Annotated in this window: 12 protein-coding genes and 1 tRNA gene; 7 read left to right on the top strand and 6 right to left on the bottom strand. The window is 67.4% G+C overall.

Annotated elements, in window-relative coordinates; translation table 11 throughout:
* Positions 1 to 442: 442 nt before the first annotated feature.
* The gene (locus PFY01_RS09860) at positions 443 to 727 is read right to left on the bottom strand and encodes a helix-turn-helix domain-containing protein (RefSeq protein WP_271041147.1); all 285 of its coding nucleotides are present in this window, start codon (positions 725 to 727) and stop codon (positions 443 to 445) included.
* A gap of 153 nt (positions 728 to 880) precedes the next feature.
* On the opposite strand from PFY01_RS09860, the gene PFY01_RS09865 reads away from it, so the two are divergent.
* Positions 881 to 965, top strand: a tRNA-Leu gene (locus PFY01_RS09865).
* A 123-nt stretch (positions 966 to 1,088) separates the two neighbouring features.
* Here the strand turns inward: PFY01_RS09865 and PFY01_RS09870 are convergent.
* A complete protein-coding gene (locus PFY01_RS09870; protein ID WP_271041148.1) occupies positions 1,089 to 2,663 on the bottom strand; it encodes an amino acid permease in 1,575 nt (524 codons plus the stop codon).
* A 145-nt stretch (positions 2,664 to 2,808) separates the two neighbouring features.
* On the opposite strand from PFY01_RS09870, the gene hrpB reads away from it, so the two are divergent.
* Both hrpB and PFY01_RS09880 read left to right on the top strand, forming a co-directional pair.
* Positions 2,809 to 5,235 carry an ATP-dependent helicase HrpB gene (gene hrpB, locus PFY01_RS09875; RefSeq protein ID WP_271041149.1) on the top strand — a complete coding sequence of 809 codons (2,427 nt, stop codon included), beginning with the start codon at positions 2,809 to 2,811 and terminating at the stop codon, positions 5,233 to 5,235.
* A gap of 56 nt (positions 5,236 to 5,291) precedes the next feature.
* Positions 5,292 to 6,569, top strand: coding sequence for an MFS transporter (locus tag PFY01_RS09880; RefSeq protein WP_271041150.1), 1,278 nt, complete (start codon positions 5,292 to 5,294; stop codon positions 6,567 to 6,569).
* Here the strand turns inward: PFY01_RS09880 and PFY01_RS09885 are convergent.
* The 3 genes from PFY01_RS09885 to PFY01_RS09895 are packed head-to-tail and all read right to left on the bottom strand — an operon-like array spanning position 6,566 to position 9,606.
* Positions 6,566 to 7,363, bottom strand: a complete 798-nt coding sequence (locus tag PFY01_RS09885; protein WP_271041151.1) for a TrmH family RNA methyltransferase — start codon at positions 7,361 to 7,363, stop codon at positions 6,566 to 6,568. The two genes, PFY01_RS09880 and PFY01_RS09885, sit on opposite strands and share 4 nt — an antisense overlap.
* Positions 7,360 to 8,271 (bottom strand): class I SAM-dependent methyltransferase, encoded by a 912-nt coding sequence (locus tag PFY01_RS09890; protein WP_271041152.1) that lies wholly within the window; start codon positions 8,269 to 8,271, stop codon positions 7,360 to 7,362. Before PFY01_RS09890 ends, PFY01_RS09885 begins: the two co-directional genes overlap by 4 nt.
* A gap of 18 nt (positions 8,272 to 8,289) precedes the next feature.
* Positions 8,290 to 9,606, bottom strand: coding sequence for a glycosyltransferase family 2 protein (locus tag PFY01_RS09895; RefSeq protein WP_271041153.1), 1,317 nt, complete (start codon positions 9,604 to 9,606; stop codon positions 8,290 to 8,292).
* Positions 9,607 to 9,810: 204 nt separating this feature from the next.
* Between PFY01_RS09895 and PFY01_RS09900 the strand changes: the two genes are divergently transcribed.
* The 4 genes from PFY01_RS09900 to PFY01_RS09915 are packed head-to-tail and all read left to right on the top strand — an operon-like array spanning position 9,811 to position 12,975.
* Positions 9,811 to 10,440 carry a TetR/AcrR family transcriptional regulator gene (locus tag PFY01_RS09900; RefSeq protein WP_271041154.1) on the top strand — a complete coding sequence of 210 codons (630 nt, stop codon included), beginning with the start codon at positions 9,811 to 9,813 and terminating at the stop codon, positions 10,438 to 10,440.
* A complete protein-coding gene (locus tag PFY01_RS09905; protein WP_271041155.1) occupies positions 10,437 to 11,237 on the top strand; it encodes an ABC transporter substrate-binding protein in 801 nt (266 codons plus the stop codon). The genes PFY01_RS09900 and PFY01_RS09905 overlap by 4 nt, the downstream gene beginning before the upstream one ends.
* Entirely contained in the window at positions 11,234 to 12,223 is a 990-nt protein-coding gene (locus tag PFY01_RS09910) for a FecCD family ABC transporter permease (RefSeq protein ID WP_271041156.1), read from the top strand. Before PFY01_RS09905 ends, PFY01_RS09910 begins: the two co-directional genes overlap by 4 nt.
* A complete protein-coding gene (locus PFY01_RS09915) occupies positions 12,220 to 12,975 on the top strand; it encodes an ABC transporter ATP-binding protein (protein ID WP_271041157.1) in 756 nt (251 codons plus the stop codon). The genes PFY01_RS09910 and PFY01_RS09915 overlap by 4 nt, the downstream gene beginning before the upstream one ends.
* Here PFY01_RS09915 and PFY01_RS09920 read toward each other — a convergent pair.
* Positions 12,969 to 15,029: a lytic transglycosylase domain-containing protein gene (locus PFY01_RS09920; protein ID WP_271041158.1), complete on the bottom strand. Its 2,061-nt coding sequence runs from the start codon at positions 15,027 to 15,029 to the stop codon at positions 12,969 to 12,971. The genes PFY01_RS09915 and PFY01_RS09920 overlap by 7 nt on opposite strands.
* Positions 15,030 to 15,092: the final 63 nt, after the last annotated feature.

Consider the following 15,092-nt stretch of genomic DNA (forward strand, 5'->3'; position numbering starts at 1 on the left):
GACAACAGAGGCTGCAGCCTCAAGCGAATCCGCAGCAGGACTGATGCCGCTTCTGCTTCGCTACAGCCATCGCCGGCTTCGCGGTTCAACTGGCGAACGACACCGAAGGCGACAGCGGGAACCGTACGCTTTCTACACCTGCTCAAGCCAAGTCAGCTTGTCAGCGGAGGGACGAGACGTTGACGAGGCCTGCCGCGAACGATTGCGGAACAGACTGTGAGCGATTTCGTAGCGCTGTCCCTCCCGATTGTGTCGCAAAGGCCCTGCTTGTTCGGCTTCTCAGGCCCTTGCCGGAACGGTGAAACATCCTTAGAAGGCCCCGTCCTACTCGATGCGGATGTGGCGGAACTGGTAGACGCACTGGATTTAGGTTTCTGCTCATCCAGCTCCCTCCGCCTTGTTTTCACTGATGATTTCCGAAATCTCCGCTTCGGTGGGGGGGCTACGGCCGCCAGCACGTCGGCATCTGAGACGTGGGCATAGCGAGCTGTCGAGGTGATGCTCTCGTGCCCGAGAAGTTGAGGATCTTAAGCAGCTTTCTGATCTGACGATCGGACACACCGGCCATCTCGCCGAGGGTGGCTTGGCTGGGCCAGGCATCGCCGGTTTCGCGGTTCAGGTGGCGCGCGATGCCGAACGCGACCGCGAAAACTGTGGCGCTCAGCTCACCATCGTCCTGCACCTGCTCCAGCCACGCGAGCTTGTCGGCGGTGAAACGGTCAGACATGAGCAAGTCGCACCGTGAACGCTTGCGGAACAGACTGTGGGGGATTTTGTGACGCGGTCCCTCCGGATTGTGTCGCACAGACCCTGTTTGTTCCGGTTCGTTGGCTCTTGCCGGAACGATGAAACGCCCCTAGAAGGCCCGTCCTACCTCAATGCGGATGTGGCGGAACTGGTAGACGCACTGGATTTAGGTTCCAGCGCCGAGAGGCGTGGAGGTTCGAGTCCTCTCATCCGCACCAAGACAAAAAAGGCCCTGGAGCGATCCGGGGCCTTTTTTTTTTATTCCTAGCCTATCGCCCTTGCGGGCTACTTGAGGCCGAACATGGGCCTGCCGCGATTGGTGCGACAGGCCCAGTTTGGTCTTAGCTGATCGGCGGTACGGGCGGCGGCGGAACGTCGCCATCCGTTTCGTGAACCTCGACCACGCCGCGACCCAAGTGGCTCTTGCGGTAGCCGTAGGCGAAGTAGATCAGCAGGCCGATGCCGCCCCAGATCGGCAGCACCATCTTGGCGTCGTGCGGCAGGTTCCAGAACAGGAAGGCGCAACCGAATGCCGACAGGGGCGCGAACACCCAGATCAGCGGCGTGCGGAACGGACGGCGACGGTTCGGATCCTTGACCCGCAGCACCAGCACCGCGATCGACACCATGAAGAAGGCGAACAGGGTGCCCGAGTTCGAGATGTCGGCCAGCTGACCGACCGGGAACAGGGCGCCGGCGATGGCGACCGCGATGCCGGTGGCGGCGGTCACGATATAGGGCGTCTTCCACTTGGGGTGGATCTTGGTCAGGCCTTCCGGCAGCAGGCCGTCGCGCGCCATCACGAAGAAGATGCGGGTCTGACCGAAGATCATCATCAGGATGACCGACGGCAGGGCCAAGAGGGCGGCGGTGCCCAGGGCGTTGCCGATCTGGGGGTGCCCGACGACGCGCAGAACGTGGGCCAGCGCCTCGTTGGAGCAGACCAGCATTTCGGCGTTGGCAGGCAGGGCGCAGGCGGCGACGAAGGCGGGCGAGCCCGGCTGTACCGCTTCACCGGCGGCGCCCAGAACCGGCTGGGCGCCGATCGCGCCGGCGGCGCCGAGCGCAACCAGCAAATAGAAGATCGTGCAGATGGCCAGCGAGCCGATCAGGCCGATGGGCACGTTACGCTGCGGATTCTTGGTTTCCTCGGCCGCCGTCGAAACGGCGTCGAAGCCGACATAGGCGAAGAAGATCGAGGCCGCGGCGCCGACGATGCCCATCCCCGAATATTGGCCGAACAGGCCATTGGGGGCGAACGGCGACAGGTTGGCCGACTTGATGACAGGCAGGGTGATGACGATGAAGACCGTCAGGGCGATGACCTTGATCGCGACCAGGATCGCATTGACCCGAGCCGATTCCGTGGTGCCGACCATCAGCAGAGCCGTCACCAGCAGGGCCACGACGATGGCGGGGATATTGACGATACCGGCCGAGAAGTCAGGCGTGGGGATGAAGCCGTTCATCGACCAGGTCGGCCCGGCGGATAGAAGATCAGGGAAGTCGAACTTGAACCCGTTCTCTATCAGCCCGAGCACATAGCCCGACCAACCGACCGACACGGCCGAGGCCGCCACGGCGTATTCCAGGATCAGCGCCCAGCCGACCGTCCAGGCCAGCAGTTCGCCCATCACGGCGTAGGTGTAGGTGTAGGCCGAGCCCGAAACCGGCGCCATCGACGCCAGTTCGGAGTAGCAGAGCGCCGCGACCGCGCAGACCGCGCCGGCGATGACGAAGCTGATCATCATGCCCGGTCCGGCCTTTTGGGCGGCCGAAGCAGTCAGGACGAAGATCCCGGTGCCGATGATGGCCCCGATCCCCAGAAGCGTCAGTTGAATAGGACCAAGCGACCGGTGAAGCGACTTCTTCTCGGCCGTGGCAAGGATCGCGTCGAGCGACTTAACGCGCCACATAAAATACCCCCACGTTTTGATGCAGCCCCTCGGCTGCTTGGGGCGGACGCTAGCGACGGATGAGGCGGCGCGCAACGCGCATGACGGGGTGGTTAAGGCGCGACGACGCTTTCGTGATCGCCCCTCGGCAGGCTAGAGGCGACGCATGCTGCCCATCCACGCCGTTCTGGAACCGCTGAAGGTCGCGCTGAGTGCGGGCAATACGGCCGTGCTGGCGGCGCCGCCGGGGGCGGGCAAGACGACGGTCGTGCCGCTGGCCCTGCTGGATCAGCCTTGGCTGGAGGGCAAGGTGCTGGTGCTGGAGCCGCGACGCCTGGCCGCACGGGCGGCGGCCGACCGGATGGCTGCGAGCCTGGGCGAACAGCCGGGCGGGACGGTGGGCTATCGCACCCGGCTGCAGAGCAGGATCGGGCCGAACACGCGGATCGAGGTGATCACCGAGGGCGTCTTCACGCGCATGATTCTGGACGACCCGGGCCTGGAGGGCGTGGGCGCAGTTCTGTTCGACGAGTTCCACGAACGCAGCTTGGACGCCGATCTCGGGCTGGCGTTGGCGAGAGATACGCAAGGGCTGCTGCGTGAGAATCTGCGACTGCTCGTTATGTCGGCGACGCTGGATGTGGTCGGGGTCTCGCGCCTGCTCGACGGCGCGCCAGTGATTGAGGCCGAAGGACGGGCCTGGCCGGTCGAGACACGGTATCTGGGCCGCAACCCATCCGAACGGTTCGAAGAGGCTGTCGCGCGAGCCTCTCTGACCGCCTTGGGCGAGGAGGCTGGGTCGGTGCTGGTCTTTCTGCCAGGGCAGGGCGAAATTCATCGGGTGGCCAAGCTGGTGAATGCGCGGCTGCGGCTGCCGAACGTCGATGTCGTGCCCCTGTACGGCGGACTGGACCGGGCCGAACAGGACCGAGCCATCGAACCGGCGGCTGTGGGGCGGCGCAAACTGGTGCTGGCGACCTCGGTTGCGGAAACCAGCCTGACCATCGAAGGCGTGCGGGTGGTGATCGACGGGGGGCTGTCGCGCGTGCCGCGGTTCGAACCCTCCAGCGGCCTGACCCGGCTGGCGACGGTCAAGGTCAGCCGATCCTCGGCCAAACAGCGGCGCGGCCGGGCCGGGCGCACCGAGCCGGGCGTCTGCTACCGCCTGTGGGATGAGGAACAGACGCGCGGGCTGGTTCCGCATCAGCGGCCGGAAATCCAGGAGGCGGATTTGACGGGCTTGGCGCTGGACTTGGCCCGATGGGGCGCCCGCTCGGTCGAGGGGCTCGCCTTGTTGGATCCACCGCCGGCCGGGGCGATGGCGGAGGCGCGCAAGGTGCTGACGCGGTTGGGGGCGCTGGATTCCGATGGGGGGCTGTCGAAACACGGGCTGCGCCTGACGAAGATTCCGCTGTCGCCGCGGCTGGCCCATATGGTGGCCGTGGCGTCCGACGCCGGCGACGCGGTGACGGGCGCACGGATCGCGGCGGTGCTGAGCGAGCCGGGTCTGGGCGGATCGAGCGTCGATCTGGCGGATCGCCTGACCGGGCTGGAGCGCGATCGGACGCAGAGAGCGCGCGATTCGATCAAGCTGGCGGAGCGCTGGGCGCGGGCGGCGGGCGGCGGATCGGGACGGACGATCGATCCGGGACTGCTGCTGGCCGAGGCCTTTCCCGAGCGGATCGCAAAGGCGCGGGGCAGAGCGGCTGAATACCTTCTCGCCAGCGGGAGAGGGGCCGTGCTGGAGGCGACTGACCATCTGGCGCGCGAGCCTTGGTTGGCGATCGCCGAACTCGGCGGCGGCGACACGCGCGACCGGGTGCGACTGGCGGCGGCGCTGGAGGCGGACCGGATCGACAGCGATCTGGCGCGCCTGATCTCAACGGAAGACCGGCTCGTGCGCGAACCGTCGGGGCGGTCGGTGATCCGGCGCTCGCGACGCATCGGGGCCATCGTGCTGGACGAAAAGATCGTCGGCGCGCCGGATGCGAAGACCTTGACCGCCGCCCTTCGGGCCGAGATCGAGGCGGATGGGGTGGGCGCGCTAAAATGGGGCGAGCAGGCGTCGGGACTGCGCGCCCGTCTGGCCTTCCTGCACGCGCACGACCCAGCTTGGCCTGATGTGTCGGACAATTCTCTGCTGGCCGCGCGTGAGGACTGGCTGTGGCCTTTGCTGGACGGGGCCAAGTCGCTGGAAGGGCTAGCTGACGGTCGTCTGGCCGAGGCTCTGCGTGGACTGATCCCTTGGGACCTACAGCGGCGGCTGGACGAGCTGGCGCCCCCGCGTCTGGTCACGCCGCTGGGCTCGGCGGCTATCGATTATGCCGCCGAGGGCGGGCCGCGCGTGGATATTCGCGTGCAGGAACTGTTCGGCGTCACGACGCATCCGACTGTCGGCGGCGTGCCGTTGACCCTGGCGCTGTTGTCGCCGGCGCGACGGCCGGTGCAGGTCACCAAGGACCTGCCCCGCTTCTGGTCCGGCTCATGGGCGGCGGTGCGTGCAGAGATGCGCGGCCGCTATCCCCGTCATCCGTGGCCGGAAAACCCGGCTGAGGCGCAAGCGACGAACCGGGCCAAGCCGCGCGGGACCTGATCACCTTGACGCGGCGTGCGGGAAACGGGCATCGCTGGGACAACCGGGAGAAGAAGATGTCCGACGTCCTGCCGAAGAACTCCACCGGCCGCGTGCTGTTCGCCAGCTTGATTGGCACGACGATCGAGTTCTTCGACTTCTATATCTATGCCACGGCGGCCGTCCTGGTGTTCCCGACGCTGTTCTTCCCCGGCGAAGATCCGGGCACGGCTCTGCTGTCCTCTTTCGCCACTTTCTCCATCGCCTTCTTCGCGCGGCCTATCGGCGCCCTGGCCTTCGGGCATTTTGGGGACCGGGTGGGGCGCAAGGCGACGCTGGTCGCGGCGCTGATGACCATGGGCCTGTCTACCGTGGCCATCGGCCTGTTGCCGACGCACCAGCAGGTCGGGCTGCTGGCGCCCCTGCTGCTGGCCCTGTGCCGGTTTGGTCAGGGGTTGGGTCTGGGCGGGGAATGGGGCGGGGCGGTGTTGCTGGCGACTGAGAACGCGCCGCCTGGAAAGAAGGCCTGGTTCGGCATGTTCCCTCAGCTGGGCGCGCCCATCGGCTTCATCCTGTCCACCACATCCTTCATCGTCCTGACCTCGACGATGAGCGAGACCGCGTTCGAGGGCTGGGGCTGGCGCATTCCGTTCCTGGCCAGCGCCGTGCTGGTGTTCGTCGGCCTGTGGGTGCGACTGAAGATCACCGAGACGCCCGAGTTTCAGAAGGCGGTCGACCGCGACGAACGGGTCAAGGCGCCGGCCGTGACCCTGTTCGCCCATCACAAGGCTGCGCTGGTTCTAGGGACGTTCAGCGGCGTGACGACCTTCACCCTGTTCTATTTGATGACCGTTTTCGCCCTGGGCTGGGCGACGACAGGAATGGGGCTGGCGCGGGCCGATGTGCTGCCCATCCAGTTGATCGGCGTGCTGTTCTTCGCCGCCTTCATACCGGTGACAGCCTTGCTGGCGGATCGATACGGGCAGGTCAGGGTGCTGATCGCCTCTTCGGTCGGGATCGGCCTGTTCGGCTTTCTGTTCGCACCGCTGTTCGGGGGCGGTCTCAGCGGCCTGCTGATCTTCTTTGCGCTGGGGTTCGCCCTGATGGGTTGCACCTATGGCCCCATCGGCGCGGCCATGGCGCGGCCGTTCCCGACGGCGGTGCGCTACACCGGCGCGTCGATGGCCTTCAATCTGGCGGGCATCCTGGGGGCGTCGCTTGCGCCCTACATCGCGCTGAAGCTGGCCGAGCGGTTCGGGCCGGGGGCCGTCGGCGGCTATCTGGCGATCTCGGCCCTGATCACCATCGCCGCGCTTTGGGGGATGGGACGGGTGGCGCCGGAGGAGCAGCGCTAGGCTTCGTCGGTCGCGGCATAGACCATGATGCCGGTGGCGATGGCCAGGTTCAGGCTGTCGGCGCGGCCGCGCATCGGGATCTTGACGTTGACGTCGCAGGCGGCGGCCAGGCCGTCGGTCAGGCCCGCCTGCTCATTGCCCATCAGGATCAGCGACGGCCGTTGCATGACCGCCGACCGATGACTGACCTTGGCGTCCAGTCGGGTGCCGACGACGCTGCCTGGCCAAGTCTTGCGCCAGGTCAGGAAAGCCTCGGGCGTCGTCTTGGTGATCGAGACGGCGAAGACCGAGCCCATGGTCGCGCGCACGGCCTCGACCGAATAGGGATCGACGCAATCGCCGATCAGGATGACGCCGCCGCAGCCCGCCGCGTCGGCCGTGCGGATGATGGTGCCCAGATTGCCGGGATCACGCACCTGCTCCAGCGCGACCCAGCAGGGCGCCGAGGCGGGGTTCAGGCTGTCGAGAGGCGCATAGGCCTGTTCGAACACGCCGAGCACGGTCTGCGGATTGTCGCGGCGGCTGATCTTTTCGAGGATGGCGTGGGTGACGACGATGATATCGCCGCCGGCCTTGAGCGTGGCCGCCTTGGCGCGGTCCAGCAACGGATGAGGACGCGCGTCCTCGCCGACCAGCAGCATCCGGGGCGCGCGCCCCTGGTCCAGCGCCTCGCCGATGAACTTCAGACCCTCGGCCAGGAAGGTGCCGGTCAGGTCGCGTTCCTTGCGCATATGAAGGGCGCGAACGCTCTTGACCGTGTCGTTGGTCAGGGAGGTGATGACACGTTCCGTCATTGGCTCCACCGCGCGAAAAAGGACAGGCCGATGGCGCGGGCGTTTGGACCGTCTTCGGACAGGGCCAGTTCGCCCCAGTCGATCCGGCCGCCGCGATTCTGGGTCGCCTCGACCATCAGATGCGCCAGGGACAGGCCGGACACGCGCGCTGCATAGGCGTTCAGCAGCAGGAAGTCGGCATTGTCCGCCAGAAGGGCGGCGCAGTCCTTGAGCAGGCCCGGCATGTCCTCGAACAGGCGCCAGACTTCGCCCGTAGGGCCGCGACCGTATTTGGGCGGATCCAGAATGACGCCATCGTATTTAGAGCCGCGACGAACTTCGCGCGCGACATATTTGCGGGCGTCCTCGACGATCCAACGGATTGGGTGCTGGGCCAAGCCCGACTGTTCGGCGTTCTCGCGGGCGTAGGCGACCGACTTCTTGGACGCGTCGACGTGAGTGACCTCTGCGCCTGCGGCGCCTGCGGCCAAGCTGGCGACGCCGGTATATCCGAACAGGTTCAGGACGTTCGGCGCGCGGCCGGCTGAACGTGTGAAGTCACGCACCCGTCCGTCCAGCCATTCCCAGTTGGCCGCCTGTTCAGGGAAGAAGGCGAGGTGGCGGAAGGGGGTGAAGCGGCCGGTGAACTTCACATCGCGCCATTTCAACGGGAAGGCGTCGATGGGGCCGTGCTTGTCGAACCGCCAGCGACCGCTGTCTTCCTCTTCCTGCTGCGGATCGAACGTCGCTGTCGCGTTGTCGAAGGCTTTCGGATCGCGGGGCGACCAGAAACACTGCGGTTCGGGCCGGACGACGGTGTAGCGGCCATAGCGTTCCAGCTTCTTGCCGTCGCCGCTGTCCAACAGGGCGTAGTCCGACCAGCCGGAGGTCACGAGGGTTTCGGGAGTTTTGGAAAGGACGGGCGCCATCGTCGGGCTGATAGGCGCTCAGGCCGCCTCGCGTCCAGCGTCCAGCGCCACGACGGTCAATTCCGGCATCTGATCGTCGCGATCGTGCGGGGTCTTGTCCCAGACGTACGGTTCGACCGCCAGCCGCCAGGCTGCATGGACGAAGGCCAGGCTGAGCAGCGCCCAGTACGCCGGCGCAGCCAGCACATCGCCCAGCCGATAATCGAGCCCTGCCCGCCGTGCTCCCACCGCACAGCTCATCCAGGCGGCGATGACGCCCAGCGCCAGCACGCCTAGCGAGCCTTCGGGCAGGGGCGGCAAGACGCCGGAAAGCGCCCAGACGGCGATAGCCAGAACCAGCCAGGCCAGCGTTGGCGCATGGGCGGCCGCCGAAAGGATCGCCGCGCCCAAGGTCATGACCAGCGACAAGATTCCGCGCCGGCCCAAGGCGTTGGGACGCCGCGTATGCACGCCCCAGGTTTGCATATAACCCTTCAGCCACCGGGTGCGCTGGGGCAGCCACCGGTCCATTGCGCCCGGCGGCGTCTCCCAGGTCGGACTGTCGATGACGCCGAGCTTCCAGCCCAGCGACCATAGCCGGAAGCCCAGGTCGGCGTCCTCGGTGACATTGTGCGCGTCCCAGCCGCCGGCGCCGCGCAGAGCCGTCATGCGGATGTGATTGCTGGTGCCGCCCAGCGGGAAGGGCAGGCCCAGCCGCGCCATGCCCGGCAAGGTCACTTCGAACAGGGCCGCATATTCAAAGGCGAACTGCCGATCCAGAAACCAGGAGCCAGGCTTGCCGGATGCTCGGATACGCAGCGGCGCCTGAAGACAACCCAGCCGGGGCTGGGCGACGAAGCGCGCCGCCGCCTGGCGGAGCTGTTGCGGATGCGGTCGGTCCTCTGCGTCATAGATGGTGACCAGATCGCCCCGCGCTTGACCCAGGGCGTAGTTCAAGGCGCGCGGCTTGGTCTGGGGGCTGCCCGGCGGCGCGATCAGGATCTTCAGCCACGGCGGTTTGGGCGTCGCCTGGGCTGCGGCCAGGGTGGCCTCATCATGCGCCTCCAACACGATGAAGGCCTCCAACCTGTGTGCCGGATAGTCGATCCGGCTGAGGTTCGCGATCAACTGCGACGCCACGGCCGCCTCGTCATAAAGCGCCGCCAGAATGGTGTAGCGCGGCCATTCGATCGGACGAGCAGCGGGCGAAGGGCGTCGCAGGCTGGCGATGCCGATGACGGCCTTCCACAACGCGCAGATCACGAAGGCGGCCTGAAATAGAACCAGCCCCAAGTCGATCGCGACGGCGGGCCAGCGGATCAGCGCTACGACGGATGTCAGGATAAGCAGGATCAAGGTCGTGATCTGGAAACCGCTCCACGTGCGTCGTGAGGCGCCGTTTCTGCGGGGCCTGATCCCCGGATGCGCCCAATCCTTCACCGCAACCGCCCCCAAAGCACCACAACCCCCAATCGCTATTTGAAGCAACCGTGTTCTGCAAGTCGGTTGGCGTCCGGTACGGATTGTCGCTATTCAGGGCGCCTCACCCGGAGCAGCGGCTTGTCTGAACTTTCGAACGCCTCGCGCACGACACGAAAGCCCAAGGGCGAAGGCCATTCGCGGAGGGGCGAAATCCTGGCGGCGGCCGAGCGCATCTTCGTCGAGCACGGCTATGAAGGCGCGACGATTCGCAAGATCGCGGACGAGGTCGGGTTGTCGTCGACGGCGCTCTACATGCATTTCCCGGACAAGGGCGCGATCCTGCAGGAAATCTGCCGTGACGCCTTTGCGCGGCTGATCGCATCAAACGCCGCCGTCGCCGATGAGGCCGCGCCGCCCGAGCAGCGGCTGCGGCGGATGATCGAGGGCTATATCGACTTCGGTTTCGCCCATCCCAACGCCTATCGCCTGATCTATCTGACGCGACCGGTGGAGGCGCGAGACGGCGCTCAGGACGCGGCGCGCGAACTGGGCTCCAGCCTGTTCACAACATTGGAGGCGACCGTCGGCGACGCCGTGAAGGTCGGACGCATGAAGGGCGATCCCGCAACGATCGCCCAGGCGATCTGGGCTGCGGCGCACGGCGTCGTGTCTCTCATAATCACCAAACCCTACTTCCCGTGGTCCGATCGGCAGGCGCTGGTTCGCACGACTTTGGACGCCCTGTTCGCCGGTCTGATCGAAGGATGAAGAGTATCTGCGTCGCCTTGGCGGCTCTGGCGTTCAGCAGCAGCGTGGCTGAGGCGCGGCCCTTGCGGATCATGGCGCTGGATCAATGCGCCGACCAATATGTTCTGGCCTTGGCACCCGATGCAGACATCGCGCTGTCGCCGCGCGCGGACGACCCGGACGCCTGGTTGCGTCAGCAGGCGGTCGGTCACAGGCGTTTGCGTCCGACACTTGAAGCCGCCGTGGGTTTTCAGCCTGACGTTGTGGTGCGCTACTGGGGCGGCGAGCTGCGCCTGCTGACGGCGCTAGCGCAGCGCGGGACTAAGGTTGTCACGATCGATGATGCGGTGGACCTAAACGGGGTGCGCCGAAATATCCAAACCGTTGCGCGCGATCTGGATCAAACGCGGCGCGGGCGGGCGTTAGAGCAACAGATGGACGCCAAGTTGGCGAAGGCGGCGCCGGTCCCGCGTAAGACCGAAGCGCCTGGCTCCGTCTATCTGACATCGGGGGGTTTCACTGCGGGGCCAGGCACGCTGATGGATGCGATGATGCGGGCGGCCGGATTTAGAAATCTGTGGGCCGCGCCCGGTTTTGGCGCACTCAGCGTCGAGCGGATCGCGATGAATCCGCCGGTGCGATTTGTGCTCGGCTTCTTCGATCAGTTGCGCGCCGACCTGCGCGGACCGGGGCGGCATCCGGTTGTCGCGCGAGCGGCCGAGGGCCGAACGGCTGCGCGCCTGCCTGCCGCGACCTTGACCTGCCCCGCGTGGTTCGCCGCCGACGCGGTCGAGATGATGGCAAAGGGGCGGCCGTGAACAGAACGGTTCGGCTGTGCCTGGTTCTGATCGGCTTGATCGTCGCGGCGCTGGCCCTGGCTGTGCTGGCCGGCGAGACGGCGTTCAGCGTCGATCAGTACGCGGCTGCATTCAGCGATCCGACATCCGGCCCGGCCGAGGTGCTGTGGCAGGTGCGGGCGCCGCGCGCGGTGTGCGCCCTGGTCGTCGGCGCGGCCCTGGGATTGGCAGGGGCGGTTATGCAGGGGCTGTTGCGTAATCCGCTAGCTGATCCCGGCGTGCTTGGCGTGTCGGCGACGGCGGCCCTGGGTGCGGCGCTGGCCATCGTGCTTGGTGCTGCGGCCGTGCCGGGACTCGTCGAGGTGTCGGCCTTGGCGGGCGCGGCGCTGGCGGGCGGACTGTTGATCGTGGCGTCCAGGGTCATGCGGGCCCCCGAGGCCCTGATCCTGTTCGGGGTGGCGCTGTCCAGTTTCGCAGGCGCGGCGACGGCCTTGATCTTCAACCTGTCGCCATCGCCCATCGCCTCGGCCGAGGTCATGTCCTGGCTGCTGGGATCTGTGCAGAACCGAAGCTGGGTCGATGTGGCCTGGGTGACGCCGGCCGTCATCGTCGCGGGGGGCTTTGCGGCCTTGTCGGGCGCCGGTCTGCGGATGCTGACCCTGGGCGACGAGAGTGCGGCGGCGTCGGGCTTGGATATGGGACGGTTGCGGGCCTTCGCCCTGATCGCGGCGGCCTTGGCCACAGGGGCGGCGGTGGCGGTGGCGGGCGTCATCGGGTTCGTGGGTCTGGCCGCACCACATCTGGTGCGCGAGGCGGTGCGCGGCGATTCGAAACGGATTCTGGCGCCCTCGGCGCTGGCCGGGGGGCTGATGCTGATCGTGGCGGACCTGTTGGCGCGACTGACGCCGACGGACCAGGAGCTGAAGCTGGGAGTGTTCACCGCCCTGATCGGCGCGCCCCTGTTCGCCCTGATCGCGTGGCGAGCGGCGCGGGAGTGGCGGCTGTGAGCCTGTTGTCGCTGGAGAAGGTTCAAGCACGCCTAGGCAAGGCCGTCGTGCTAAATGGGGTGAGCCTGTCGGTCGCGGCGGGCGAGGTCGTGGCCCTGTGCGGGCCGAACGGCGCGGGCAAGAGCAGCGCCATCCGCGCGGCTGCGGGCCTCTTGGCCACGACCGGCGGACAAATCAGGTTGGGCAACGCGGACATCGTCGATCTGTCCCATCGCCAGCGGGCGGAACGCGTCGCCTATCTGCCGCAGGAACGGCGCATCGCCTGGAATCTGCCGGCGGCAGAGGTGGCAGCCCTCGGCGCGCCGTTTCTGTCGGGCGCGGATGCGCTGGCGCGAGCGCGAGCCGCTCTGGAAGAAGTCGGAGCTGGTCATCTGGCGGACCGCGGCGTTGCAGAGATGTCAGGCGGCGAGCGTGCCCGGGTTCTGCTGGCCCGCGCCCTTGTCGTCGATGCGCCGCTGCTGCTGGCCGACGAGCCGATCGCGGGGCTGGACCCGGATGCGCAGCGTCTGGTGCTAGAGCGCCTGAGGGCGCGCGCTGACGATGGGGCAGGGGTGCTGGTCAGCCTTCACGACCTGACCCTGGCTGCAGCCGTGGCGGATCGCATCGTCGTGCTTGGTCAGGGCCGGGTCGTCGCCGACGCGCCACCGATCCAGGCCCTGTCGCCCGCCGTCCTGCGCGAGGTCTTCGGACTGAACGGCGCGTGGATCGAGGGGCCGAACGGGCCGCTGCTGGCGGCCCGCCGGGCTCAATAGGCGATATAGGGCCGCGCGCCCGCCGCCGATCCGCGCGAGATGTCGGCCGAGGGCGTCAGCGGGGCCGTGCCGCCGTTCAGGCGGGCCTTGTATACCGCCATGTTTTCCATCACCCGCATCATATAGTTGCGCGTCTCGGTGAAGGGCGCGCACTCGATGAAGTCGATGGTCTTGATCGCATCGCCGCGCGGGTCGCCGCAACGGGCGATCCACTGGCTGGGGCGTGCCGGTCCGGCGTTGTAGCCGACCGTCGCCAGCAGCATGGAGCCGTTGTTCGCGGCCATCAGCTCGCCCAGGTGATAGCTGCCCAGGGTCATGTTGTAGTCGGGATCCCACAACTGCTCGGCGGAATAGCTCATGCCCAGACGGCGGGCGACGCCGGAGGCGGTGGACGGCAGGAACTGCATCATGCCGCGCGCGTCGGCGCCGGAGCGGGCGCGGGGATCGAAGCTGGATTCCTGGCGCGTGATCGCCTGGGTGAACTCAAGCGGCGCGGCGCCGGCGACCTGGGGCGGGACGCGGACCGGATACATCCGCTCGGGCATGACGAAGCCCCGCTGGCTGGCGGCGCGGCCCACCATCATGGCGGTGAAACCCTCGCCATAGCCGCTCGACAGGTCCATCAGCAGGGCCAGGTCGTTGATGGTCGGCAGGTCATTGTCCAACTGATAGGCGAACACGCGCAGCAGGCTCATTTCGCCGGTCTCGCCAAGGATGCGCGTGGCGCGGACGATCTCATTGCCTTCGAAGCGGGCGATATCTGCTTGGGACGGCACAGGTTCGCTGGGCAGCTGAAGCGTGGTCATGCCCGCCTTCTCGGCCGCCAACTGACCATAGAAGGTCTGCCAGTGCTGGGCGCCGTTGCGATAGTAGGCGAGGGCTGCGTCGCGTTCGCCGCGCGCCTCGGCGGCGCGACCCAACCAGTAGAAGGCGCGGCCCTGCGTGATCGGCGTGGATGAGGCCGTGCGCAGGGCTTCGAAATGGCGGGCGGCGACTTCGGGCTGGTTCAGCTTGGTCAGGGCGACCCAACCGGCGAAGAACTCGGCGTCCACCATCCGGTCGCCCGAAGTGAAGCCGTGGCCGTTCATGGCGTCGTAGGCCGCGCGCCAGTTGCCCTGTTGCAGGGCGTCGAGGAAGTAGTTGCGGCGCTCGCTCCACAGGGTGTTGTCGCCGGTCGTGTGGCCCGGCGCCGGCGGAAGATTGGCGAGCAGCGCAAAGCCTTCGGATTGCCGGTTTTGTGATCGTAGCAGGCGAACGCGCTCCAGCACGACCGCCGGATCGGCGGCCTGGGCCGGCGTCAGATTGGCGATGACGGCGTCGGGGCTGTAGGCCGAGCGAAGGGTCATCACCGTGTTGGCGATGGCGGCGCGATCGGGCGAGACCAGATTGATCATGCTGCGCGTCGCCGGCCCGTGCGGACCGAGCAGCAGCATATTCAGCCGGGCCTCGTGATCGGCGGGCGTCAACCAGGAGCCCCATTGGCCGAGGATACGCGACTGCGGCGCGTCGTCGAACGAGCGGGTGCGCCACCAGTCGCGGACCAAGGCGCGGGCCTCATCCTGGCGGCCGCGCTGCTGCAGCGCGGAGGCGTAGGCGATGGCCCCCTCGACCGTCGTCGGCTTTCCGTCGGACATTAGGGCCAGGGCCGCGTCCGCGCCCATCCCGGAGCGGTCCAGCACCCTTTCGGCGGCGGCGCGTCGCGATTCGCCGCGCGGCCATCCCGCCAGATCGGACTTACCGCGCGCGAGGTCCGAGTAGGACAGCTGCTCGCCCGAGGTGTCGATCAGCGCCCATTCGACCAGTTTGCGAGCCGAGGCGTCCCTGATCTGCGACATGGCGGACTGGGCTCCGAACACATCGCGCGCACGAGCCGCCGCCAGCCCCTGACGAAACAGCGCCGTGTCCTGATCGTTCAGCACGCGGCCCTGATAGGTCGCCGAATAGCCGGGCACGGACGAGGACGCCGAGGCATAGGGCACAGGCTGGGTGGGCAGGACGTCCTGCGGGTTCGGCGCAAGGACGGCGAGGGCCGCCGCCAGACTGGTCGCGATCATGATCTGTCCTGTTCCCATTCAATCCCGGTTGCGGCGGAGCCGCTGGCGACCTAACGTCCCGCG

The sequence above is a fragment of the Brevundimonas vesicularis genome (genome assembly GCF_027886425.1).
Taxonomy (GTDB): Bacteria; Pseudomonadota; Alphaproteobacteria; order Caulobacterales; family Caulobacteraceae; genus Brevundimonas; species Brevundimonas vesicularis_C.

Bases quoted from the DNA above. Each gene is read 5' to 3' on its own strand.
- PFY01_RS09860 (WP_271041147.1), bottom strand. From the start codon at position 727: ATGTCTGACCGTTTCACCGCCGACAAGCTCGCGTGGCTGGAGCAGGTG.
- PFY01_RS09870 (WP_271041148.1), bottom strand. From the start codon at position 2,663: ATGTGGCGCGTTAAGTCGCTCGACGCGATCCTTGCCACGGCCGAGAAG.
- hrpB (WP_271041149.1), top strand. From the start codon at position 2,809: ATGCTGCCCATCCACGCCGTTCTGGAACCGCTGAAGGTCGCGCTGAGT.
- PFY01_RS09880 (WP_271041150.1), top strand. From the start codon at position 5,292: ATGTCCGACGTCCTGCCGAAGAACTCCACCGGCCGCGTGCTGTTCGCC.
- PFY01_RS09885 (WP_271041151.1), bottom strand. From the start codon at position 7,363: ATGACGGAACGTGTCATCACCTCCCTGACCAACGACACGGTCAAGAGC.
- PFY01_RS09890 (WP_271041152.1), bottom strand. From the start codon at position 8,271: ATGGCGCCCGTCCTTTCCAAAACTCCCGAAACCCTCGTGACCTCCGGC.
- PFY01_RS09905 (WP_271041155.1), top strand. From the start codon at position 10,437: ATGAAGAGTATCTGCGTCGCCTTGGCGGCTCTGGCGTTCAGCAGCAGC.
- PFY01_RS09920 (WP_271041158.1), bottom strand. From the start codon at position 15,029: ATGATCGCGACCAGTCTGGCGGCGGCCCTCGCCGTCCTTGCGCCGAAC.